Genomic DNA, 24,541 nt, shown 5'->3' with positions numbered 1-24,541 from the left:
CATCTTCCTTTACGGCGAGATCATGAGACGGTTGTCTTCCTGATGGTCTTCAAAAATAATCCCGTCCTGCTTATATTTTTTAAGAATAAAATTCGTTTTGGTTGAAAGTACAGAGTCAATCGGAGACAGTTTCTCCGACACAAAATTAGCGACTTCACGCAGGTTGCCACCTTCCACTTCAACGAGCAGATCGTATGCGCCTGACATGAGATATACGGACTTCACTTGCGGGTATAGATAAATGCGCTCAGCAATTCCTTCAAAGCCACGACCACGCTCCGGCGTAATCTGCACCTCAATCAGGGCCGTTACTTTCTCATCATCTATTTTACTCCAGTTCACGACGGTTGCGTATTTCACGATGACGTGGTCTTGTTCAAGCTGTGCCACGGCGTTCTTGATCTTGTCTTCCGACTCCCCCAGCAGCGTCGACAGCAGTGCGGGAGTCCTTCTCGCGTCTTCCTTTAGAAGATCCAGAACTTTTAATTGCAGATCGTTCAAATCTTTCATGGTTTTCCCTCCAGCGTCATCCAGGTTCCTGAAAATGAATTAATACTTATATTACATGAATTTAACGTTGATGCAAAGACAAAAGACCGCCTGCCCTGAATTCAGGCAAGCGGTGGTATGGTCCTGGATCGTTAGGTGCTCAAACCTCTTATACACAGGTTACATGTAATAAGGGTTACCGTAATTCGGCTGATGCTGAGGCACATTAGGAGCTTGGCTATATGAACTGTTCTGCATGTTCTTTTCTTGAATGAATTGCTGACACTTCTGTTGGGTCTGTTGTGCAGACTGGATTTGTTTGTCCACATCCTGACGAAGTGCTTTGGATGAAGCGGAATACATGTTGTTTTGTTGCATCAGGTTGAACAATTCACCTTGCAATCTTAATGTATCGTTCGTTAACTCATTGAACATTCTACGAGTTGTGGGACAGGAAGATTCAGTAGTTGCTGTTGTATATTCACGTGAAGTTCGTCTTAAATCTGCAAGAATCGACTTCAACAAATCTTGTTCTTGCATAAAATTCCCACCAGATGACAAAGATTGAGTGTACACTTATTTTCCTCCTATGCTTTGGAATAACTTGTCGTGTTTTGAGCTTTACTGTGATTGCGCTGGTGCAAGAGATTGATGTTGCTGTAACGCATTGACAAGAGTATTCAGATGCTGCTCATGTGAGCGAACATAATGATTCAGTGCCTGTTGAATTTGCGGATTATGTGTGATGGAGGCTGTAGCTGCACATTGTTTGATCAGCATTTCCTCATTGGAAATTGAATCCGCGATATAGTTTAGTTCCTTGGGGCTCAGTGCTTGCATTTGTGAATTTTGCATGTATGTCTGACCTCCTTAACCTAAAGTTAATGCGAATTTATTGTTACCCTAACCTGAAAAAGTATACTTCAACTACATTCTACAGAGGTGATTAATTGTGGAACTTATTAACGGGGAAACGTTTTGGCCAACCACCTTTGATTCCCATCCCCATTATCCTGTTTTGAAAGAAAATCTGTCCTGTGATTGCCTAATCATCGGCGGTGGAATGGGAGGCGCACTCTCTGCCAAGCTTCTGATAGATCAGGGGATTGATACCGTTGTTATTGACAAAAGAGATATCGGTCATGGCAGCAGCATGGCAAATCTGGGCCTGCTCCAATATACGAACGACAAAACGCTCACCTCTTGTATCCAGACATTCGGAGAAGAACGCGGTGTTCGATTCTACGAATTATGCCGTGATGCCATGCAACATCTCGAAAAAATTTCATCGAAGCTTGAGATTGATCCTTGGTTTGTGCCTCGCACAAGTCTGTATTGCGCCAGTCACGAGGAAGATGTACCGTTGCTGGAGGAAGAATATCGTAACCTGAAGCATTATGGATTTGATATAGAGCTGTGGGATCAGGAAAAAATCAGTGCAGTGTTCCCGTTCAGCAAACGTGCTGCACTATACACAAGCGGAGATGCTGAGGTTAATCCGTTTCGTTTGGTTCACTCACTATTCCATTCAGCCTCACGTCAAGGAGCAAGAGTCTACGCTCATAGTGAATTAACCCATTGTGATTATGATGATAATGGTGTCCTATGTTACACACCTGATGGCACTGTACGTGCCAAACATATTATTTTCTCAACAGGCTATGAAACACAAGAAATCAAAAAGGACAGAGGCGCATACCTTCAAAGCACATATGCTATCGCTACCAAGCCACTACAGGATCTGAGCAGCTGGCATAAGCGAAGCTTGATATGGGAGACCGAACGACCTTATCTATATATGCGCACAACTCCAGACGGAAGAATTATTGCTGGTGGACTTGATGAGAATCGTCCTCGAGAAGAACAACGGGCGATCAAGGCGATTCATAAAGGTGAGATTTTGTTACAGAAGATTGCCGAGTATTTCCCATTACCTGATCTCGAAGTTGATTACGCTTGGGAAGCTGTTTTTGGAAGCACCCATGATGGTCTTCCGCTAATCGGTTCACACCCAGACTATCCGAATTCGTACTTTGTTGAAGGGTATGGAGGCAACGGTACCGTGTACAGTATGATTGCTGCCTCTCTCATTGTGGATGCCATTACGGGCAAACAGAACCCTGACATGGATCTATTCTCACTTACACGTACAAGTAAACCATCTCCTGTATAACCACCAACTGAACCAATACAACGACAAACAGGGTTACAGCACACGGAAAGTTCTCTTTTCCCGCCGCTGTACCCTGTTTATATATTTGAAAGTTGCTAAGCCGAGGGGTCTTGCCCTTCCGTTCGATTCAATAACTTGCGCATAAAGATCCATCCAATGAGCGGAAAAGCACCCAGAACGATAATAAGCCAGATTAACATGCGCAGGGACGGACTATTCATGACCGTTATAATAAATATGATCAACCCAAAAAGTCGGCCAACCATCAGACACAACTCCCTCAATACGACAAGTTCAACCCTTTTCTCCACATTTTCGTCACTCGTGCCCATCATGTCGAATCCCGCTGATATCATAGGTAAAATATACAATGGCATCGCAACTGCACTTCCAATCCCCATGATTAACAGCGTAACATAGGTCACTTTCCACAGAAGAGGAATCAGCACAATCAGCAGAATCAGAGCTCCGATGAACATGCCTCTGGATCTATACTGTGGTTTGGACCATTTCCCTACTGCCCAATAACTTATTAATGCCACAGCAGAAGTGATGAGTGAGAACTGTCCCAACTTATACTCCTGTGCAGTAGCCACGTATACAAGCAGTGCAATCAGAAAGGCAAAGACCCCTTCACGCGCACCCTGAGCGAACAAACCCAAAGCCAAGGTCTTCCAGGGACTATCCGGTTTGGATAACTGTATCCAAGGCTCGGACCAGCGGTATGTTCCGCTCACCTTTCTCTTTTTCAGAAAAAAGCTAAACACTACCGCTATGACATAAATAACGAGTGATACCGTGAAGATGAGTCGATATCCTGTATTGTCCGCCATTCGGGTAATAATCAGACCAGAGAACCATGGGCCTATAATTCCTGTCATCGAGCCAAGTAATCCGACCCAGCCATTGAATAGATCCCTGTTTTCCCGATCCGTTATTTCAAAATACACAACATTAAATGCGATCCAGAACAGCCCCAGGGAACAACCCAGTAGTATACCCAGAGGCCATATCCAGTCTACAGCTTTGGAACCAGCCCAGAGGACTATCATATAAAATATGCCGGACAGCGCAGTACCTAATCGTAGTGCACTCATTTTATTGTGTTCCTTGACCCATTTGCCAGCAAGCCAGAATGTCAGTCCAATGGCCAGTTGCTGGCTGAGAGTGAACCACCCCAACATGGCATAATCCGGACGGCTTTTCCACAGAAACACATTCAAAAAGGTTCCCGACAACGCTCCGGCTAACGCAAACAATCCATTCACGCCCAAAAGCAGAATGGATTGTCGGCCTAAAGTAATCTTCATCTGCTCCTCCTTCATCCACCTGAAATGAACTGTGCACAGGTAGGTCTTAGGGTTAACGTGCCCCAAGCAAGAGGAAAACATGATGAATCTTTAGGATTGCTATGAAGTTGGTTAGAATCTCCGAAATATTTATTCCTGTGTGCTCAGGTTCTTAATCAGACGCAGACGATCTTCCTCAGACAGACTGTACTGAACTTGGAAACATCCCGAGCATACATAGGTCAATACCTTAAACGGTGGTGACAATAGTGACCCTTCGCCTGAAGCTGCGTTAGCAACTGGAGTAAAGTTATCCTGCGTTGCAGCTTGAGTACCAGCAAGAATCATGAATTCCCGACAATTCGGGCACTCGGGTACTTCTTCCTGATGATCAAGTTGCTTCTGGACACCTTGTTCATATTGAATCAGGTCATTACCTTCATCCGCGTATTTGGTTAACGTTCGCAACTCCGGCAATTTGAGCTCAACTTCATCCCCCCACAGATCTGAAAGATCCGTAGTCTGTTTATCATCGTTTGCATGATCCACATCATAGATGTCGTCTTCAGCTTCATCTTGCTCTTCATCTCCGATGTCAATGTTGAGTGTACGATATCCCTTCAATTCATTGTGGCAATATGGACACTCTTCTTCAGGACCGAGTTCCTCATCCCATACAATCTCCGTTTGACACCAAGGGCATACTGTTGTCTCCATATTAAATCAACCTTTCTCTTTCAATCATCATGTATTCATCACATAGATCACACCGATGGCAAAAAACACAATTGATGCCGCAAACAGAATCCGTATCAGTATCTTCATGACCGGTCCCCCTAGATAATACTCGCGCCAATAACAAACGACAATGAAACGGAAATAATCATGGATATCAATCCGACAGCTCGGTTATCCGCTTCGATCTCCTTATCAATGGAGAACACGGGTGTCAGGAATTCGAACAAAAAATAGGCAATGAGCAGAAGGGTAAACCCAACAAACGACCACGTCATGGCTTCATACACCGAAGATTTAGCCTGTATGCAGAAACGCAGTACGTTGCAGATTCCAAAGATCTTACCTCCTGTAGCCATCGCAACGGCTACATTGCCCTTCTTGATCTCCGTCCAGCATTTATACTTGGTCACCAGTTCGAAGCAAGCCAGAAATACAAGCAATTCCATAATCGCTACCGAGAAAAAACCGAGTACCATCCCCAAGGGATGAGACAGCAATTGGTCAATGCTTTCTATCACGCACCGTTCCCCTCTCCCCATCTGCGAACTTCATGAATAAGGTCGCAGAATATCATTGATTCATGGACCGGCTATTCCAACTCTGCGACGGTCACACCGTTCCCGCCTTCTCCGTAATTGCCCAGCCGGTAGCTTTTAATATGTTTATGCTTACGCAGGTAATCCTGAATACCGGAACGTAAAATTCCCGTACCTTTACCGTGAATAATATAAACTTGGCCCAGGTTGGCAAGGAAAGCTTCATCAATGAACCGATCTGTCTCCATCAGGGCTTCTTCCAGGTTGGTACCACGCAGATCCAATTCACTTTTCACATTGTCATCACGTGTGCGTTTCATACCCGTTACCGGTTTTTGTTTCGGTTTGGCTGCAGGAGCCGATTGCTGCAGTTCCAGGTCATCCAGGGATACTTTCATTTTCATAATCCCCAGTTGTACCATAGCGTCTTTGCTGCCCGACATCTCTACAACATGGCCTTTTTGATTCAAACTGTAGACAAGCACTTCATCACCTGGACCGATGGCACGAGTCTTCGGCGCTGTTGCCGTCTTCTTGACCGTTTTTCTGCGTTTCTCCGGTTCCGCCTCGTCCAGCTGTTTGCGGGCAGCAATGAGTCTGTGCTCCTTCACGGAAGCACCTTCTTCCATAGCCAACAGGCGAAGATCGGCTATAATCTTCTCCGCTTCCGCTCGCGCCTTGTCCACAATGCTGCGTGCATCTTCTTCTGCTTTTTCAATCCGGCGATCACGCTGCTGTTCCAGCTTCTCCAGTTCGGTCTGATGACGACTGCGTAATTTCTCCATATCCTGGCGTAAGCTCTCTGCCTTCTCACGCTCTTGTTCAGCCGTAAGACGGTTCTCTTCAAGAGAAGCAATCATGTGCTCAATCCGTTGATCCTCTTCCTTCACTTCGCCACGGGCGTAGTCGAGAATGTAACCCGGCAGTCCCAGTCGCTCTGCAATGGCAAATGCATTACTTCGTCCAGGTACACCCACCAGAAGGCGATAGGTTGGACTCAGTGTGTTGATATCAAATTCCATGCTGGCATTAATGACACCTTTACGCTCATATGCGTATGCTTTCAGTTCACTGTAGTGAGTGGTTGCAACCATGCGACATCCCGTCCGGTGCATATGCTCCAGCATGGAGATCGCCAGTGCGGAACCTTCAGCCGGGTCTGTCCCTGCTCCAAGTTCATCGAGCAACACCAAACTTTTCGGCGTCATGTTTTTCAGAATGCGAATGATGTTGGTCATATGACTGGAGAAAGTACTCAGATTCTGCTCGATACTCTGCTCGTCCCCAATGTCTGCATAAATCGCATCAAATACACATAACTGACTGCCATCCTCAGCCGGAACAAATAAACCGGACATTGCCATCAGGCTGAGCAATCCAATCGTTTTGAGCGTTACCGTCTTACCACCCGTATTCGGACCTGTCACGATAATGGATGTGTAATCATTGCCCAGCTCTATGTCGATTGGAACCACATTTTCGATCGCAATCAGTGGATGACGGCCTTTCTTAAGCTTCAGGAACCCGCGGTCATTCATGCGAGGCAATGTTGCTTTTAGTTCACGAGCGAGACGTGCTTTGGCAAAGATAAAATCAAGTGATCCCAGCAAGTCGACATCATACAACAGCCACTCCCCCTGCTCACTGACAAGTGCCGTCAATTTCTGCAAAATAATTTCTATTTCGCGTTCTTCCCGAATCCGGGTTTCACGTAATTTGTTGTTCATGGCAACAATGGATTCCGGCTCAATGAACAATGTCGCACCCGAACCGGATTGATCATGCACAATCCCGCCAAAGTACGAACGATATTCAGCTTTCACCGGGATTACAAAACGGTCTCCTCTGATGGTGATGAGCTGATCCTGAAGCATCTTGGATACGGTAGAGGATCGTATCATGGAATCCAGTTTTTCGCGAATCCGTGCTTCTCCGCCTCGCAGCTCACGACGAATCTGCGCCAACGTTACGCTTGCACTGTCGGCAACCTCTGCATTATCGTCAATACAGATTTTGATGGCATCCTCAAGCGTTTTTTGCTCTGACAGTTGATCACTGATATAGAACAATGATTCGATGGGCTCATCTTCATGCAAAGTACCAATCTGACGTTTCAATCGCCGCGCCGCGAAGGTTGTATTGGATATTCCCAAAAGTTCGTGAGGGTTAAGTGTGCCTCCAATTTCAGCACGTTTGATGGAAGCCGTAATATCTACAATTCCCCCAAACGACGGTGAGCCTTTCAGGCGATCAAATGTGAAGGCTTCATCGGTTTGTTGCAACAAGCGCTTCACTTCTTCAAGTTCACTGCTTGGTTCAAGTTGCTCCGCTTTCTTTTTTCCCATGGTCGTCTGAGCAAAGCTAAGCAATGTATTTAAAATTTTGCGATATTCCAGTGTGTGTAAAATTTTCGTGTCCAAGTGTACAACTCCTTCCAAACTATATCTGTATTATAACGAAAGAAACTTTCTTACGCTATTTAACGAATCCTTCCACACATAACTTCAACCATAGCACCACAAACTACAGGTGTCAGGATTGTGCAACCTCTCCATCCCCCTGGAGTTGCCATGCTCAGTTCAATCCGAATAAAAGGAGGTAAACACCATGAATTTCCTGGGACATGTCGTGCGATTTATCATCGCTGCAATTGTATTAATGGTGGTCAGCTGGATCGTTCCCGGATTCGCCGTTGGTGGCTTCTGGAGCGCCCTGTTGCTTGCTCTCGTCATTGCCCTGCTCGGCTGGATCGTTGAAGGTATCTTCGGCAAAAGGGTCAATCCGTTTGGTCGCGGTATTGTCGGATTTATCGTTAGCGCACTGGTGATTTGGCTTGGTCAATATGTTGTGGATCATGTTGAAGTCAGCCTGCTCGGTGCCATTCTCGCTGCGCTGGTTATCGGGATTATCGATCTCTTCATCCCGGTATCCACCCCTTTTGATGCCGGACGAAGCTCCAAAAGTTAATCTCCACTTCACCTTAACATCCCCATGAATTCTCCTAAACCTCTGAAGGCCCTGGGCCGGAAGGGGTTTATTTCATTCGGGCAGTACGCATGCTCTGCCGTACACGTACAATTTTCAAAAAAACGACATACGCAGCGTGTACAGGCATCCACATATTGCGGTATGATGACTGGAGCAATCATTCAAATTTTATCCATATCACGCTTTAAGGAGGCACATAATGAAGAAAGGCATAACATGGCTCGCTGCCTGTATGTTAATTCTGGTCCTCACTGCATGTGGAGGAGCGAATCCGTCCGCAGACTCTGACAGCAACGGGTCGGATGCTGGCGTTACAGCCAGTGAAGAACTGGTCATCAAGGCAAGCAACTACAAATTTGATCAACCCGAGTACCATCTTAAAAAAGGTGTCCCGGTTAAGATTGTTTATGAAAATGTGAACGGAAACCACGGTATTCTTGTGCCTGAGCTGAATCTTACGCTCGACACCAGAAATAGTTCCAAAGTGATCACCCCGGACAAAGTCGGTGAATTTGAAATGTCCTGTTCGGTCTTCTGTGGTTCCGGACACAGCAGCATGATCTCCAAAATTATCGTTGAAGAATAGTATTCAAGACAAGGAGCCCCCGCAGCGACGGGAGCTCCTTCTTTAGTATAACAAATTGTACCAGAGTGCGTTGCACACGAGCCAGTTCTGCTACAATCAATCCGCTAGGTCTGGTCCTGTTCAATCAATTCAATCCATTCGTTATATTCCGTCTGCAATTTCGTATATTCATCATGCAACTGACGATATTCCGTGTTCAGCTGCTCAGCCTTCTCCTGCTCCATTTCACGTTCAACCTGTAACAAACGTAATTGATTGGCCGCTAGTTCGTAACGCTCCCCCATCGCAAGCAGTTCAGTTTCCATGATCTCTTTCTCTTGGGTCGCTTCTGCACGTAACTTGTCCAGCTGCTGTCGTTCTTGCTCCAGCCCCTCCAGCAACTCACTACTTGCAGCACTTTCTCTCTTCCAAACCGTTAGTTCATTCTCAAGTGCAGCCCAGCGCTCCTGCCAGGATTGTTCCTGAGCCGCCCATTCGTCTGCACGGCGTTGCCACACCTGGTTGTTCTGCTCTGCTTGTTCAACGCTTGAGTGAAGTTCTTCTTCACGTCTTGTCAACTGCTCCAGACGGGATGCCAACTCGGCCTGTTTGGCTGACAGTTCTTCGTGTTTGATCTGCCACTCCAATGCTTCTTCCTCAGTCTGGGCTAGCCGGCTCTCTTGCTCCGAGTAGCGCTCGGAAAGTTTAGCTGAAGACTGTCTCGCTTCTTCAAGTGCGCTCACAATCTCTTGTTTCTCCTTGCTCAATTCATCCAGCTTGGAACTGTAATTCTCTTCCCGTTGTAATGCATCACTGTAATCATTACGGATTTGTTTATAGTTATCCTGAAGTCGGTTCAGCTCTTCCCGAACAACATTTAGCTCAACTTCAAGCTGATTGCGTTTCTCTTCCAAAAGCTCTGCATCCTTCTGGTATTGCACAGCCTCTTCATGGTTAAAACGAGACTCTTCCTTCACCACGGACAGTTCATCATGAAGGGATTGCACACCAGACTCCAACGTTTCGTTTTGTTCAGCAACTTCAAGAATCTGATTCTCCAGGTCCCCGATCTCAGCCAATCGCTGCTCAGCAAGGTTCTTCCAGGACTGCTCACGTTCCGTAAGCGTACCGATCTCATTCTGCAATGTACGCACCGCAGCATGAGCCTGTTCAAGCACTTTTTGCAGTCTGCGCTGTTCCTCTTCCGACTTCACTTCAGCCTCACGAAGCTTTTGGGCTTCCTGTTCAAGCTGTGCATGTTGCTCCTGAAGTTTGCGCAACTGTGCTGTGAGAGAGGTTTCTCTATCCACAGTTTCATTATACTTCTGCTTCCATTGTTCCTGTGAATCACGGGATTGCTGGGCAGCCTGTTCCGTTTCACGCAGAAGCTCCTGCAACTGGGAACGGTCCTCTTTCAACTGCTCCAGTTGTTGTTCCAGTTCCGTAATTCGGCGAGTCTGAACTTCCTGCTCTTGTTTACGGACCCCATGCTCATGACGTAACGATTCCAATTGACCACGCTCGTGCTGAAGCTGCTGTTCTTGCTCTGCAACCATGTCCTGTGCACTGATGAGCTGGGTCATTACTTCTTCTAATTGCTCTTCGACATCTAATAGTCGAGCCTCCGCCTGTTTACGTTGTTCCTCAAGTTGCTGTTTGAGCTTGCCCTGTTCTTCTTGCAACAAGGCCTCTGCCGCCGCTTCGGCTTCTTTCGCCTGGGACGCTGCTGCTTCCTTGGCTTGCTGTAATTGCTCCTCGAGGGCTGCTTCTTTCTCCATCCATTCGAGTTCCAACTGCTCGGATAACGCCTTGAACTCCGCATTCAACTGATTTATCTCAGTCAGGCGCTGCTGCTCCGCTTGTTCCTGCAAGTCAGCCCGTTCCCGATTCGCCTGAGCCGTGAGCTCTTGTGTCTGTTGCAACGCTTTTTCTTCAGCCTGTTGAAGACGAAGTTCCATCTGTTGCTGAAGTTCCTTATATTGCAGCGTTGCTTCTTCCTGAGCTTTCTTCAGATTGCTCTCTGCCTGCTCCAACTCGGACAAAATGGCCGACTCGGCTTCTTCCTTGGCTGTCTGAACCTGCTGCGCAGCTTTGGCTTCAATCTGCTGACGTTCTGCAACGGCACGGCTTTCGGCTTCTTTTAATTGAGCTGCAGTCTTGTCCTGCAACTCTTTATATTGCGCCGCAGCTTTGGCCTGAGCCTGCTGCAATTCGGCTGCAGAACGGTTCTGAGCTTCTTTGAGCTGGGAAGCGGCCTGTGCCTGTGCAGTTTTAAGCTGGTTAGCCGCTTTCTCTTCCATTTCCTTCAGCTGTTTCGTTCCCTTGGCTTCTGCTTCCTTCAGTTGTGCCGTCGCTTGGGCCTGCAATTTCTGCACTCGCTCCGTTGCTTGAGCGCGTTCTTGCTCCAGCAGCGTATTCAACTTGGCTATCTCTGAATTTTTGTCCGTTTCGGACTTTTGCAGCGCCTGCTCTGCTTCAATCTTCAGCTTTTGCAAATCAGCAAGAGCCTGGTCACGCCGTTCCAATTCTTGTTGATGTTCATTTTGTATGGCGTTCAACCGATTCAATTCGTTTCTCAGTTCTGTACGTTCTCCAGTGAGCATCTTCAGTTCATTACGGATTTCCTGAGTCTGAAGAGACTGTTCAGCCATATGTACAGCCGCCAGTACCGCAATACGCGGAGTATCCAGACGGGAATTTTGCTTGGAGATTGCGCCCATACGCTCATCTACCAGGTTAGCTACTTGTTTCATATAGTCGGCACTGCTGCCAACCAGTTTATAGGAAGTCCCGTAGATCTCTACGGTGACGCGTGTACGATCAGGTGTAGTCACAGTTGTGCCCTCCTTCAAGTCTGTATGTTGATTCTAAGCTGTAATCACAAAAAAGTCACATCGATCCTCTAATGCTAAGGATTCGATGTGACTTCAAACAATTCCTGCTAATCTTTGTTCAAAAAATCTTCTTTTGTCCTATTTACGCAATTCCGCTCCGAATTGCTCTTCCAGACGAGCCACTACACGGGCATGAACTTCAGTAACTTCCTCATCGGTGAGTGTACGTTCACGATTCCGGTATACCAGTGCCATCGCCACGCTCTTCTTGTTTTCACCCAGTTTACTGCCAGTAAACACATCGAATACCTGTACGTTTTGTAACAATTCACCCGCCGATTCACGAATGGCGCGCAGCATATCTCCAGCTTCAACATCCTCATTTACAACAACCGCGATATCACGTTCCATGGCCGGGAAACGCGGAAGCTCACGATAACGAATGTCAGCGTCTGCTTCGCTGTAGATCGATTCAAGTGCAATCTCTGCGATGTACACATCATTCAGATCATACTGCTGTTGCAGTTCCGGATGCAATTGACCCAATGTACCGATCAATGCGCCTTCTCCGCCATCCTTACCTTCCAGGTAAACCGATGCGGAACGTCCCGGGTGGAATCCTTCAGGGCTGTTTGCTGCCAAGCGAATGCGTTGTTCAAGCCCCACATAGGCGAACAGATGCTCAAGCGCACCTTTCAGATCGAAGAAGTCTACTTTCTCCGCTCCAACATTCCACTGTTGGCTTGCACGATTCCCGGTGAGCAGCAGCCCCAATACTGGGATTTCATGCGGTTGCTTGGTCAACTGATCTTCTTCCGTGAAGAACACATTGCCCACTTCAAATACAGCCAGTGAATCCTGTTTACGGTTCATGTTATATACCGCTGCATCCAGCATTTGCGGCAAAATACTCGTACGAAGCACACTGCGGTCCTCACTCATAGGCATCGCGAGTTTCACGGCTTTACTGCCTTGTGTCAATGCCGGGAACAATGTCGCTTTATCCGGGTGTACAAAGGAGTAACTGATCATTTCCTGCCAGCCACTGCCTGAGAGCAATCCACGAATGGTGCGACGCATCGCTTGAGAGCGTGTATATGCCCCTGGAGTCGTTGGTCCTTCAATCCATGTGGTTGGAATGTTGTCGTATCCGTACAGGCGTGCAATCTCTTCAAACAAGTCTACATCAAGCGTAATATCCCCTCTGCGTGTTGGCACTTCCACATCCAGCAATCCTTGATCAGCATCACCACATGCAAAGTGCAAACGAGCGAAGATGGTTTTTACCTCAAGCAAAGACAGATCGGTTCCCAGATAACGATTCAGTCTGTCCAGCGACAATTGAATCACACGTTTCTCCGCAGCTTCTGCTCCAGCTTCCACGATTCCCTGATGCACTTCACCTTCAGCATAACGCTGAATCAGTTCAGCCGCACGATCCAAAGCTGTAATGACTGCACCCGGATCTACTTCCTTCTCAAAACGCATGCTTGCTTCGGAACGCAGCCCCAGTTGGCGCGACGTTTTCCGAACGGTTCCGCCGTCGAACTTGGCGGACTCCAGCAACAGATTCACCGTGCCCTCCGATACCTCGGAATTCTCGCCACCCATAACCCCAGCGATGGCTACAGGTTTCACGCCGTCCGTGATGAGCAACATGTGCGGCTCCAGCTTGCGCTCCTGTCCATCCAGTGTAACAATCGTTTCGCCTTCTTTAGCCATCCGCACTTCAATATGGCCCTTTTCCAGCTTATCCGCATCGAATGCATGTAGCGGTTGACCGTATTCCAGCATGACATAGTTCGTGATATCAACGATGTTATTGATTGGGCGAACACCTGCTGCCATGAGACGGTTTTGCATCCACAGCGGGGAAGCACCCAGCTTAATGCCGGTTACATAACGAGCTGCATAGTGACTGCATTGCTCCTGTGCCTTAATCTCTACAGAGATATGATTCGCAGCCGTATCACCAACTTCAACCAGTTGGTCTTTGGGACTTGGCAGCTTCACTTCACGACCCAGAATGGCACCCACTTCATAAGCCGCACCACGCATGCTGAGACAGTCGGAACGGTTCGGTGTCAGGTCCAGTTCAAGCACATGATCGTCGAGACCAAGAACCTGGCTGATTGGCGTGCCAACCTCCGTTTGTTCTGGCAGAACGAGAATACCTTCCTGCTGATCTTTGGGCAACAATTTATCGTTCATGCCCAGCTCTTTGGCGGAACAGATCATGCCAAGGGAGACAACACCGCGCAGTTTGGCTTTTTTGATATCCAATCCACCAGGGAGCTTCGCTCCAACCAGGGCTACGACTACTTTTTGGCCTGCATCCACATTTTTCGCACCACACACGATCTGCAGATCTTCTTCCTGTCCGGCATCGATGACACATACATTCAGTTTGTCTGCATCGGGGTGTTTCTCCTTGCTCTTCACATAACCTACAACAACTTTATTCACGCCCTTGTTGCGGTTCTCCACTACATCAATTTCGACACCCGCACGGGTGATTTTCTCCGCCAATTCCTGTGGCGTCACACCTTCAAGGGAAATATAATCAGACAGCCAATCTGTCGGTACTCTCATGGACGTTCACTTCCTTCATCTATAAATTGGTGTTCCCGGTTCATTCGCTTGCTCTATATGGTTAATCTTTCTTGTCTTAGTGTTACAGCCGTCCAAATTGCTTCAGGAAGGTCAGATCACTGTTATAGAAGTGACGGATATCATCGACACCATATTTCAGCATCGCGATACGTTCTACGCCCATTCCAAATGCAAAACCACTGTATTTCTCCGGATCGTATCCACCCATCTCCAGTACTTTCGGGTGAACCATACCGCCGCCCAAAATTTCAAGCCAGCCTGTTTGCTTACATACGCGACAGCCACTGCCGCCACATTGTACACAAGTTACATCCACTTCCGCACTTGGCTCTGTGAACGGGAAGAAGCTTGGACGCAGACGAATTTCTGTGTGGGAACCGAACATTTCGCGCACGAATTGCAGCAGGGTTCCTTTCAGATCGCTCATACGAATGTTTTCGCTAATGACCAATCCTTCAACCTGGTTGAATTGGAAAGAGTGCGTCGCATCGTCGTCATCACGGCGGTATACTTTACCTGGGCAGATGACTTTGACAGGCACTTCGCCCTTCATGCTCTGCATGGTACGTACTTGAACCGGAGATGTGTGGGTACGCATCAACAAGTCTTCTGTAACGTAGAAGGAGTCCTGCATATCGCGCGCCGGGTGATTCTTCGGCAGATTCAATGCTTCAAAGTTGTAATAATCCATTTCGACTTCAGGACCTTCCGCAACGCGGTATCCCATACCGATAAAAATATCTTCGATCTCCTGTACCACTTTGGTCAGCGGATGCAGTCCGCCTTGACGCCCACGACGTCCTGGCAGGGTTACATCAATTTTCTCGGATTGCAGACGCTTCGCCGTCTCTTCCTTCTGGAACTGGTCCTGCTTGCTGTCGATAACTTCCTCAATGGCAGCCCGAACATCATTGGCTACTTGACCAATAACTGGACGTTCCTCCGCACTAAGTGCACCCATACCACGCAAAATCTCAGTTAATGCACCCTTTTTCCCCAAATACTTTACACGCAGATCACCGAGCGTCTGCGGATCATTCACACCAGACAACTGCTCCAGCGCTTCGATCTTCAATGCCTCTAAACGTTCTTTCATGTGTAATTGCCCCCTTTTTGTGGTGTTTTTGCAACAAAAAAAGGCCTTCTCTCCCCTGAAGGGACGAAAAGACCGTGGTACCACCCTTGTTAGACGTCCATTGCTGCGTGGCCTTCTGGCTGCAACTGGTTCTGTCTCACTTTGTACGGAATAACGACCGTTAACCGTTTGCCCCTACTGTTGCCTCTGTGTCTGCACACAAACAGGTTCAGGGAACCGCTTCGGAGTGAATTTCGGCAGCCTTGTTCTACAGAAACGCTCTCAATCTACGGCGCTTCCTCCCTGTCCAGAGGCACTGCTTACTTATCTCCATCATCACGTTTGCTTTTAAGTTAAACCTCTAGAGGTTGTCAAAAAGTCCGCTTTTGATTACGAATGATGCCTAGCGGCATGATCAGTGTCGAATATGGAATTCAGCCGAATAAGCAGATGCTTACGAAGTATGTTTCCTTCGGAAACATTGTAGTTGCTCACGTAGTTTTCCTACGCTCCGCTACTCCATTTCTATCTTCATCCCATCTTCTTGGTACTGAAAACCGATCTTTTTGAACACTTACCTATATCGATGTAATCATCGATGATCGTTCATAATTATATGCAAAATAGATCGAAATAGCAAGCCGTCCATGTTCTAATTAATGCTTGCACCCTTATCTTTCAATTGTTTCAGGCGCTGCTGGATTTCACGAATCTCAACTGCCTCGACTGCTCGCTCATTCGAATGCTCGGGCTGTGTCAGACTGTCTTTTCCAGCAGTGCTCACAGGAGACAGCAACTCCGATAGTCGCATCTCCAATCGTAACCGCTCGTCATCGGATTCCCGGGTCTCCAGCGCCACCTCCCGAAGTTTGGTGGACTGCTCCCAATCCGACACACCTCCTTCAAACAGAGTTGCTGTGCCACCAGCCTCCAGATCGCATAATCGATTCGCAAGTGACTTCGTCAGCATCCGGTCATGGGATACAAGTACCAAAGCACCTGAAGCCTGCTTTAATACATTTTCCATGACTTCCTGGGTATCGATGTCCAGATAGTTCGTCGGTTCGTCCAGCACCAGCAGATTTGCTCCGCCAAAGTACAGTCTCAGAAATGCCACTCTGCACTTTTCCCCCATGCTCAAATCCCCAATGTGCTTGAACACATCATCTCTGGAAAATAGGAAACATCCCAGAATGGTACGTGCCGCACTTTGTGTCATGGATGGAAGGGTAAGCAAGCTGTCCAGCAGCGTCAGATTTTCGGGAAGCCCTTCCAGCTCCTGTGAAAAGTAACCGATTTTCAGCTGTGGATGCCGTGTGACCTTGCCTTGGGAAGGTTCCAGTTCACCAATCATCAACTTCAGCAGTGTTGTCTTGCCCGTTCCATTAGGACCTCGTACAGCAAGCCGATCGCCGCGTTCCACAGCAATCCGAAGATCGCGCAGCAATGGTTTGTCTCCCGTATATGAAAAACTCACCTCTTCCAGCGCAAGCAGCTGGCGTGCAGCCAGTGGATTCATCTGTAATTCCATGTTCAACTTGGCGGCTTCACGAGGTTTATCCACCCGTTCCCGCTCCAAACGCTCCAGCTGTTTTTGTTTCGCATGGTAACGTGAAATATTTTTGTTAGCTTTGGCTTTGTAAAAGCTCTGGGTGATCTTCACCTCCACATCAGTCGCTGAATTATGCGCTTTATGGAACCACTCCTGATAATTTCGAATCGTTTCTTCCAGCGCCTTACGCTCCAATTCCTGCCTGCGGTAGATCGTTTCCTGTTCACGTAATTCACGCTCTTTGTGGATCTTGTAGTCGGAGTATCCGCCCTTGTATTTGGTCAGGGTATCTGGACTGAACTCAATGACTCCTGTTGCTACCTGATCAATAAATGTACGATCATGTGATACAAATAACAGCGTACCTTCATATGAGGATAACCACTCTTCCAGCCAACGCATGCTTCCCTCATCCAGATGATTCGTCGGTTCATCCAGAATCAGGAACTTTGGTTTGCTGACAAGCAGCCCCGCCAAACGAGCCTTTGTTTTTTGTCCACCACTCAAGGAATGATAGGGTCTATTCCAATGCTCTGCGGATAATCCAAGGCGGGTCAGTACTTTCTCTACCTCAGTCTCCCACATATAACCGTTCAACTGTTCGTATTGCTCCATCACTTGTGTATAAGCTGCAAGCAGCTCTTCATCCGCTTCAGTGCTCATGCTCAACTGTTGTTCCAGTTCTTCCAAGTTCCGTTTCACTTCATAGATCTGACCGCTCTCACGCCGGACCGCATCCAGTACATTCATCCCGGTCTCAATCTCCGAGCGCTGGCGCATGAACCCCCATTCCTGCTGAGGAATATGACGTTCAATCCGTCCACCACCATGCTCCTCACCCAAAATGATGCGTAACAATGTTGTCTTGCCGCATCCGTTGCGACCCAAAATGGCGAGTCGTTCGCCCTCATTAATCTCCAAATTCAATCCTGTAAACAATTCAATACCGTTCCACTCTTTTGATACTTCATGTAAGCGTACCAATTTCATCATGAGACCTCATCCTTCCTGCATCCTTTTTGCTGAACAAAAAAAACCGCTGGCATCAGCCGGCGGTTTGGCAATTCAGGGTTGGATCAAGCATTCAAAGACAGATCTAAGGTAAGCTACGGCATGAACAAAGAAACCCAAAATACAGGGTACACGTAAACCTCAATGGCTTACTTGCTCCATACCTTTTCCCATAGCTGAATTTGGACACACGAATCCCCTTATTGCTCAGCCGCTCTGGCTGACTGCGTCATAAAACCGTCTGCAGTTAACTGGGGTTCAATTCATGTGTTTTACTTCATGGGACGTATGGTTACCTCTCATTCATGTGTAGTATCAATTTCTCCGTTATTGTACCAGATCATTGTAAAAAAGCAAAGGGTATATAAATTAAACTAAAGCATACTTACTTACTTACTTACTTACTTACTTACTTACTTACTTACTTACTTACTTACTTACTTACTTACTTACTCGCCACTCCGATGACAAAGCAACCTTCTGATCGCTGTTACCACGGGATTTCTTTTAGGGCAATAAAAAAAGCCCCTGCATCGCAAGGGCTCCGGTACTGCTTCGTTAAGCGGGTGATGGGAATCGAACCCACGCTATTAGCTTGGAAGGCTAAAGTTCTACCATTGAACTACACCCGCATGATTGAAGATTTAATTGTTATGTTCCTTAGGAATTTAACAGTGTTTTTACAAATAATAATATACCATGATCCTCTATAGCATGCAAGTCACATTTCCCATTTTTTTCATTACACATCCATCAAAAAAAGCAGGAGCACCCTCGCGCCCCCGCTGTTTCCTATCCTGTAGGCTTATCCACATCTCTCAAAAACTGCTTTTCAAATTCAGCGGCTTTAATCGGTTTGCTGAAGAAATAACCCTGAGCCTCGTGACAATGTTGATTGCGAAGAAAGACCATCTGATCTTCGTTCTCCACGCCCTCAGCTGTGACTTTCAGTTGTAAATGATGCGCCATTGAAGTGATGGTGGATACGATCGCGGCGTTATTGCTGTCCTCCATGACTTCATTGACGAATGAACGGTCAATCTTGAGCCGATCAATCGGCAGATCCTTCAGATAGTGCAACGAGCTGTATCCCGTTCCAAAATCATCAATACTGATATGCACACCAATTTCTTTGATTTTGCGCAACTGTTCGAATGACCGGTCTTTATCAAATGTCATGCTCTCTGTAATCTCCAGTTCAAGCCACACAGGCTCTAGTCCCGTCTCTTTGAGAATGCCATTGATATTGTCCAACAAATGGGAGTGCCTGAATTGTCTCATGGACAGATTCACCGAAACACACAGTTTACGATAACCGGCTTCCTGCCACTGTTTGTTTTGTGCACACGCCTCACGAAGCACCCATTCGCCAAGTGGCACAATGAGCCCACTCTCTTCTGCCAGAGGAATAAATTCCGCCGGAGATACCGAGCCTCGCTGCGGATGCTGCCAACGCACCAGGGCTTCCATGCCAACGATTAGTCCACTTTGCAGATTAACCTGCGGCTGGTAGACCAGGTAGAACTGACCCCGATCCAACGCTTTGCGCAGATCATTCTCAAGCTGCAAACGCTCCTGTGCCTTCATCTGCATCGCATGGGCAAAACGATTCAGTTCCATTCCTTGTTCCTTTGCACTGTGCAAAGCCGTATCTGCATTCTGAATAATCTCCAGTGGTGACTCCCCATCGTGTGGGAAAATGGCCATCCCGATTCCAAGTGTAAGATGATACTCATTGCCATCAACCAAGACGGGCTTCTCAAAAAGCTGCAAAATGGATCTTGTCCGACGCAACGCTGTATCGGTTGAACTAAAATCTGTCATCGTTAATGCAAACTCATCTCTTCCCAATCCAAAGACTTCTTCTCCTGGAAGTGACGAATGTTTCAGTCGTTGACCTACCTGACGCAAAACCCGGTTAGCTGCTTGCTGTCCGAGCGAATCATTAATGGTTTTGAACCGATTAATATTCAGGACCAGTACACCAACAAGCTGTTCCTGCACCACGGCATCATCCATCATTTTTTTCAACCGCTGTGAAAGGCGACGACGGTTTGGAAGTCCCGTTACATCATCATGATGAGCAATATAGTTCATCTTGGCTTCCGCCACCTGCTGTTGCAGGAAAGGCGTGTCCACTACGGACGTATACAGTCCTTTTTGAATGAAAAAATATGCCATACAATTACTCAGCAATCCTAATAACAGATTGAGATCGTTCACCCCAGTTGCTGAAACAAAATAACATTCACCAAAAAAGAAACACAGAATGCCACATAGAATGGTTGGTAGATCAGCATCTTTGGTTTTTTTCCATTGCACAAACATAAGAACCGCAATAATGCCATAGAGCAATCCGACCATAAGATGAACTCGGGTGAAGATACCACCCAGCACTTCCCCGTCAAGCATACTCGGCAACATGCTCCATTCCTGAATAGCCATTATGTACAAAATAACAAAGGTACCCAATGTCCCACTGAACAGTAAGAATTTGCGTGGTAATGCAATTTCTTTCTCATGTAAGGTATACACGAGCAGTAAACCTACTGAACATACCAAAGATCCCATGGTTGACATCATTAAGGAGAACTCCGATTCCATCATGGCTCCATTTGGGATCTCTTCTGCAAATGAAACAATATGAACCAATTCAAACAGACCAATCAATAAAAAGAGTGTTGTCAATAATGCCCTCCGAAGAGTTAGCTTCTGTGTCCGAAACAACCAGCTTTGATTGTAAATGCCGATACAAGCAGCTACCGCGGCAAATCCACCCAAGAGTGTCAAAACTGGGTAACCCGATATGATCAGATCAGAGCTTGAAGAAGAACGAAACCATTGACTTGCGAGGAAACACAATAAGCCGCACACAGCGACCCAACTTATGTTTCTCTGATCTTGCAGATTAACCTTCATGCCGTGTTTTCCTTCCCGGGATCACCTATCCTGAATTACATTAACCAAACTTAAAAATTTACTACACGATTCGACAAAAATCATATTAACCAACGTTCAATTCACATGCATACACATGCTATCTGGTACATAATAACATTTAATTTTGTATACGTGAACTAAAAAATAGTTACTCCTAGGAATATTTATTCATAAATATAGAGAAAAACAAGGCATTAAGAACTAAAAAAACATGGATCTCCAGTTAGAGTCCATGTTTTCCTATTTGGCAACTGTATTTCAGACTATATTACTTATCAAAATTCACTTCTGGTGTTGTTAATTTATCATAGAAATCAACAACCTTATCCTTGTCTTCCGATGAACGAATCGCCATCGCTGAACGTGGATGCTCGTCCAACGCACCTGTAATCATGTAAGGCAGAATGTAACCCCATTCTTCTTTTTCTCTCAGTGGAACCATCAACTGTTCCAATACACCAAGTACTGGACGCAGATTGTATTTCGTTCCTTTCAGATGAGCTACGAGCAATTCGGTTGGACAGTTTCCTGCCGCACGTCCCATACCATACACAGAAGCATCAAGCAGTTCAACGCCAAGTTCTGCCGCAACCAATGTGTTAGAAAACGCAAGTTGCATATTATTATGTGTGTGAACACCAAGACGCTTGTTAGGCAAGTGAGTCTTGAACTTCTCTACCAGATATTTCACATCATTATGGTCCAAGCTGCCGTAGGAGTCTACAATGTAAACAACATCCACAGCGCTTTCTTTGATCAATTCAAATGCTTCCAGCAACTCATTCTCCATAACATTGGAGAGTGCCATAATATTCAGTGTAGTTTCATATCCACGATCATGGAATGTTTGAACCAGTGCAAGTGCCTTGTCTACATCTTTGCTGTAGCAGGCAACCCGGATCAGATCGAGCATGCTCTCACTGCGAGGCAAGATATCATTTTCGTCCACACGACCTACGTCAACAAGTGCAGACAGTTTTGTATTGCCTTTTTGAGGAATAACTTTACGCAGGAAATCATCGTTCAGGAAACGCCATGGTCCTGCTTCCTCGGCGCCTTTAAGCAACTTCGGAGAGTTCTTATATCCAATTTCCATATAATCAACGCCAGCTTCATTCAATCCAGCATATAGCTGTTGAACAAAGTCCACGCTAAAGTCCCAATTATTCACCAATCCGCCATCACGGATCGTACAATCTACAATTTTGCAATGATTTGTCTTCATTAATGTCTGCTCCTTTTCTGACCAACTTGTGTATTCCTCTCATGATACTTGAACGTGACAAGAAAAGTAAAGGGATTCCGGACTTATTTACTTCGATAAGATCTCCAGATTCGGTCAATCTCAACCATATCGGAATGATTGGGAGCTTTCTCTCCATAACGGACGGCATTATACGTATCTGGCAGTCTCGAAGACAGCTCATCTTCTTCTACCTTCACACCATTCTGAATAATGGTCTGTGCAGCCTCCAGCGGAGTGTGCGTCCCTTGTATTACCACGCCTCGATGAGCAGCTCTTTCAATCCAAGTCCGATAGTAATACCGAACACGTTCAGCATCCTGTGCAGGTGGCGCTTCTTTTTTTCGAAACCAGCTCTTTCGGACTTTTGCTGGCGCATCAAGCGTCTCACTGACATCGATATACTCCGTCCGTGGTTCTGCCTTCTTTTCACCTGGTTGTAACATCCCCTTGAATCGATCCATAAGTCTGTTTATCGTTTTTTGTCCCAACCTCAGAAGCAGCCACAGAATTGCTCCTGCTACAGCACACATCACTACCCATCCGAGGATGTTCCAGAAGACTGAGGGCTCGGATGGCGGCTCTCTCCAGTCATTCGGTATATTTAGCGGCTGATTGGGATTGTCCATTGGTAATCGTGGCTCCTCACCAGAAATCGGACCAAACCATCCCCTGATCCATGCGAGCAAGCGGTCACGTAGCGGCCCCAGCCAGGCAGCCAGACTTGGGAAAGCACCGATCGCAACAATAATAATAAACATCCACATGAACCGCTGATGATTCGCACGTGCAAAATCTCTTAATACCAATCTTCTCTTGCCATCATTGAGTATTGCCTGATCCAGTTGCAGCATATATCGTCCAACCAGCCAAAAGGCAAAGCTGATCACTCCCGCAATATAGATCCATAGGGTATAGGTTCGTAACGGCTGCATGAATTCCAACGAGTTCGATGCAATCATAAGCACGATCGCACTGATTACACCCATAATCTGCAAGCGCCATAACAACACAGAATGAAAGACTGGCTGGAAGGTCAGCCCTGCATAAGCCGAGATGACTCCACACAGTACCAATGTGATGATATCCGGCAACGGGAGAATAAGGCTCATCCCAACAACGAGTGCGAAGAGAAATCCTATGACCAGTGCCATTACTCCACGAATGAATGTATTCTTCTCGCTAAAACCTGGAATTTTATGCTGAATGAACTGTCCCAACCAACCTACAAGAACAACCAGGATGAATAATGTGAACGGCAAATGTTCCATTGCGTAGAATGAAGCAAGCGTAAATATCGGAAAAAGGTATATGCCCACCATCAAGACGGCAAGCATCGCTATGAGTCCTTTGGTCGTCGCTACCGGTCTGTTCCTCATGCACTCACCGCCTTCGTATTACCCTTCATGTCCTCCACCGGGAGAATCGTCACACGATGTCCTTGTTCGTGCAGACGTGCAATCTCGTACTCCATAGCGGCAGATACATAGGATGTAATCAGCAGATAGCTGCGGATTTGCTGTGCTTCTTCATTCAGACGTACTTCATCATTAAGGAATTGCTCCATGGGCACCATGCATTTCAACTCTGTCTCAGCCATAGCTTCCAGTAACCGTTCCAGATGAGGCGTGCCATAATCTGGCTCAATCCGAAGTGTATCGCGCCCTCCACCCACATGATAACCATTATGAGCGAAGCCTGCCGGTAGTCCTCTACCGATGGCATCCACTGCAGCCGTGGCAGCGTAACGAAGTGCCCGTTCAATCTTCTCCGGTCGAGTGACAACACTCCACATATCTGCAGATTCCTGAATGTTGACTACAATCCAGGATTGCGGATCAGCTGTCCATCCCTGCTTGTAGACTTGTAATTCACCTGTACGTGCACTCGCTTTCCAGTGAATACGATTCATGGGGTCGCCTGCACCATAAGGCCGAACACCCAGGATCAAGAAAGGATCTTCAACAATCCATCGTGATACTTCCACTTCTCCCTGCCATACCTGATAAATTGCAGGAAGATCCTCTGCATTCACTAATGAAGGATAAACGATCATAGACATTTGCAAAGGAATCGGTTTTGTGGAACGCCACACGCCAAAGAGATCCCCACCTGTCATCGTTGCTGTATTTAATGGATAAATTCCACGCTGAGTACATGTAAAAGGATGCTTGCGCGTAATACGAGTAAACGGCTTTAACGTAAAAATACTCTTATGGTTCTGATAGATCTCACCTTGACTAATATCCATACCTGAGCCGGAACGAAATACAAACGACACTGGCATCATCGATTCAAGTCTGAGCCACGGTACGGAGACTCGTTTCTCATTTGATATCGTCTCCACCATCTCAAGTTCATCTCCAGCGTAACAACGCAGCTTGCTGAATTGTCTGCTGTACTTGAGCTTTCGCAGTGCAGGTCTTCCAAACCACACACCATGTATAACAACGACAATGCCTCCAACAAGGACAAGCCATAATAATGCCATAAGA

The 24,541-nt window shown here is 46.7% G+C and carries 18 protein-coding genes and 1 tRNA gene; 3 read left to right on the top strand and 16 right to left on the bottom strand.

Annotation, left to right across the window (positions count from 1 at the left end):
* Positions 1–9 precede the first annotated feature (9 nt).
* The 3 genes from MKZ13_RS09150 to MKZ13_RS09140 all read right to left on the bottom strand — a co-directional run bounded on the left by MKZ13_RS09150 (position 10) and on the right by MKZ13_RS09140 (position 1,344).
* On the bottom strand, positions 10–510 hold the full coding sequence (locus tag MKZ13_RS09150) for an Lrp/AsnC family transcriptional regulator (protein WP_024628343.1): 501 nt from the start codon (positions 508–510) through the stop codon (positions 10–12).
* Positions 511–669: 159 nt separating this feature from the next.
* Positions 670–1,065 carry a spore coat protein gene (locus tag MKZ13_RS09145; RefSeq protein ID WP_339183490.1) on the bottom strand — a complete coding sequence of 132 codons (396 nt, stop codon included), beginning with the start codon at positions 1,063–1,065 and terminating at the stop codon, positions 670–672.
* A gap of 45 nt (positions 1,066–1,110) precedes the next feature.
* Positions 1,111–1,344 carry a hypothetical protein gene (locus MKZ13_RS09140; protein WP_047842262.1) on the bottom strand — a complete coding sequence of 78 codons (234 nt, stop codon included), beginning with the start codon at positions 1,342–1,344 and terminating at the stop codon, positions 1,111–1,113.
* Between the two features lie 97 nt (positions 1,345–1,441).
* On the opposite strand from MKZ13_RS09140, the gene MKZ13_RS09135 reads away from it, so the two are divergent.
* Positions 1,442–2,662, top strand: a complete 1,221-nt coding sequence (locus MKZ13_RS09135; RefSeq protein WP_339183488.1) for an FAD-dependent oxidoreductase — start codon at positions 1,442–1,444, stop codon at positions 2,660–2,662.
* Between the two features lie 95 nt (positions 2,663–2,757).
* Here the strand turns inward: MKZ13_RS09135 and MKZ13_RS09130 are convergent, their stop codons facing one another.
* The 4 genes from MKZ13_RS09130 to MKZ13_RS09115 all read right to left on the bottom strand — a co-directional run bounded on the left by MKZ13_RS09130 (position 2,758) and on the right by MKZ13_RS09115 (position 7,645).
* Positions 2,758–3,972, bottom strand: coding sequence for an MFS transporter (locus MKZ13_RS09130; RefSeq protein ID WP_339183486.1), 1,215 nt, complete (start codon positions 3,970–3,972; stop codon positions 2,758–2,760).
* Positions 3,973–4,101: 129 nt separating this feature from the next.
* Positions 4,102–4,668: a hypothetical protein gene (locus tag MKZ13_RS09125; RefSeq protein ID WP_221822938.1), complete on the bottom strand. Its 567-nt coding sequence runs from the start codon at positions 4,666–4,668 to the stop codon at positions 4,102–4,104.
* A 119-nt stretch (positions 4,669–4,787) separates the two neighbouring features.
* Positions 4,788–5,228 (bottom strand): DUF350 domain-containing protein, encoded by a 441-nt coding sequence (locus MKZ13_RS09120; RefSeq protein WP_221822936.1) that lies wholly within the window; start codon positions 5,226–5,228, stop codon positions 4,788–4,790.
* 50 nt (positions 5,229–5,278) lie between these two features.
* Positions 5,279–7,645, bottom strand: coding sequence for an endonuclease MutS2 (locus tag MKZ13_RS09115; RefSeq protein WP_339183483.1), 2,367 nt, complete (start codon positions 7,643–7,645; stop codon positions 5,279–5,281).
* Between the two features lie 187 nt (positions 7,646–7,832).
* Here MKZ13_RS09115 and MKZ13_RS09110 point away from each other — a divergent pair, with 187 nt between their 5' ends.
* Both MKZ13_RS09110 and MKZ13_RS09105 read left to right on the top strand, forming a co-directional pair.
* Positions 7,833–8,192 carry a phage holin family protein gene (locus tag MKZ13_RS09110; protein ID WP_017689637.1) on the top strand — a complete coding sequence of 120 codons (360 nt, stop codon included), beginning with the start codon at positions 7,833–7,835 and terminating at the stop codon, positions 8,190–8,192.
* Positions 8,193–8,412: 220 nt separating this feature from the next.
* A complete protein-coding gene (locus MKZ13_RS09105) occupies positions 8,413–8,799 on the top strand; it encodes a cytochrome C oxidase subunit II (protein WP_221822923.1) in 387 nt (128 codons plus the stop codon).
* Between the two features lie 104 nt (positions 8,800–8,903).
* Here the strand turns inward: MKZ13_RS09105 and MKZ13_RS09100 are convergent, their stop codons facing one another.
* The 9 genes from MKZ13_RS09100 to MKZ13_RS09060 all read right to left on the bottom strand — a co-directional run bounded on the left by MKZ13_RS09100 (position 8,904) and on the right by MKZ13_RS09060 (position 24,537).
* On the bottom strand, positions 8,904–11,612 hold the full coding sequence (locus MKZ13_RS09100) for a hypothetical protein (protein ID WP_221822921.1): 2,709 nt from the start codon (positions 11,610–11,612) through the stop codon (positions 8,904–8,906).
* Positions 11,613–11,750: 138 nt separating this feature from the next.
* Entirely contained in the window at positions 11,751–14,204 is a 2,454-nt protein-coding gene (pheT, locus tag MKZ13_RS09095) for a phenylalanine--tRNA ligase subunit beta (RefSeq protein WP_339183480.1), read from the bottom strand.
* Positions 14,205–14,286: 82 nt separating this feature from the next.
* Positions 14,287–15,321: a phenylalanine--tRNA ligase subunit alpha gene (gene pheS / locus MKZ13_RS09090; protein ID WP_017689641.1), complete on the bottom strand. Its 1,035-nt coding sequence runs from the start codon at positions 15,319–15,321 to the stop codon at positions 14,287–14,289.
* Positions 15,322–15,952: 631 nt separating this feature from the next.
* A complete protein-coding gene (abc-f, locus tag MKZ13_RS09085) occupies positions 15,953–17,845 on the bottom strand; it encodes an ABC-F type ribosomal protection protein (RefSeq protein ID WP_339183478.1) in 1,893 nt (630 codons plus the stop codon).
* A 579-nt stretch (positions 17,846–18,424) separates the two neighbouring features.
* Positions 18,425–18,495: transfer RNA gene (locus tag MKZ13_RS09080), tRNA-Gly, on the bottom strand.
* A gap of 160 nt (positions 18,496–18,655) precedes the next feature.
* Entirely contained in the window at positions 18,656–20,782 is a 2,127-nt protein-coding gene (locus tag MKZ13_RS09075) for an EAL domain-containing protein (RefSeq protein WP_339183477.1), read from the bottom strand.
* Positions 20,783–21,071: 289 nt separating this feature from the next.
* Positions 21,072–22,028 carry an aldolase catalytic domain-containing protein gene (locus MKZ13_RS09070; RefSeq protein WP_047842252.1) on the bottom strand — a complete coding sequence of 319 codons (957 nt, stop codon included), beginning with the start codon at positions 22,026–22,028 and terminating at the stop codon, positions 21,072–21,074.
* A gap of 83 nt (positions 22,029–22,111) precedes the next feature.
* The gene (locus tag MKZ13_RS09065; RefSeq protein ID WP_339183475.1) at positions 22,112–23,425 is read right to left on the bottom strand and encodes a hypothetical protein; all 1,314 of its coding nucleotides are present in this window, start codon (positions 23,423–23,425) and stop codon (positions 22,112–22,114) included.
* On the bottom strand, positions 23,422–24,537 hold the full coding sequence (locus tag MKZ13_RS09060; protein WP_339183473.1) for a DUF58 domain-containing protein: 1,116 nt from the start codon (positions 24,535–24,537) through the stop codon (positions 23,422–23,424). The genes MKZ13_RS09065 and MKZ13_RS09060 overlap by 4 nt, the downstream gene beginning before the upstream one ends.
* Between the last annotated feature and the right edge of the window lie 4 nt (positions 24,538–24,541).

This window comes from Paenibacillus sp. FSL R5-0701 (assembly GCF_037973995.1).
Lineage (GTDB): Bacteria > Bacillota > Bacilli > Paenibacillales > Paenibacillaceae > Paenibacillus.
This window is presented reverse-complemented; position numbering and strand designations above follow the sequence as displayed.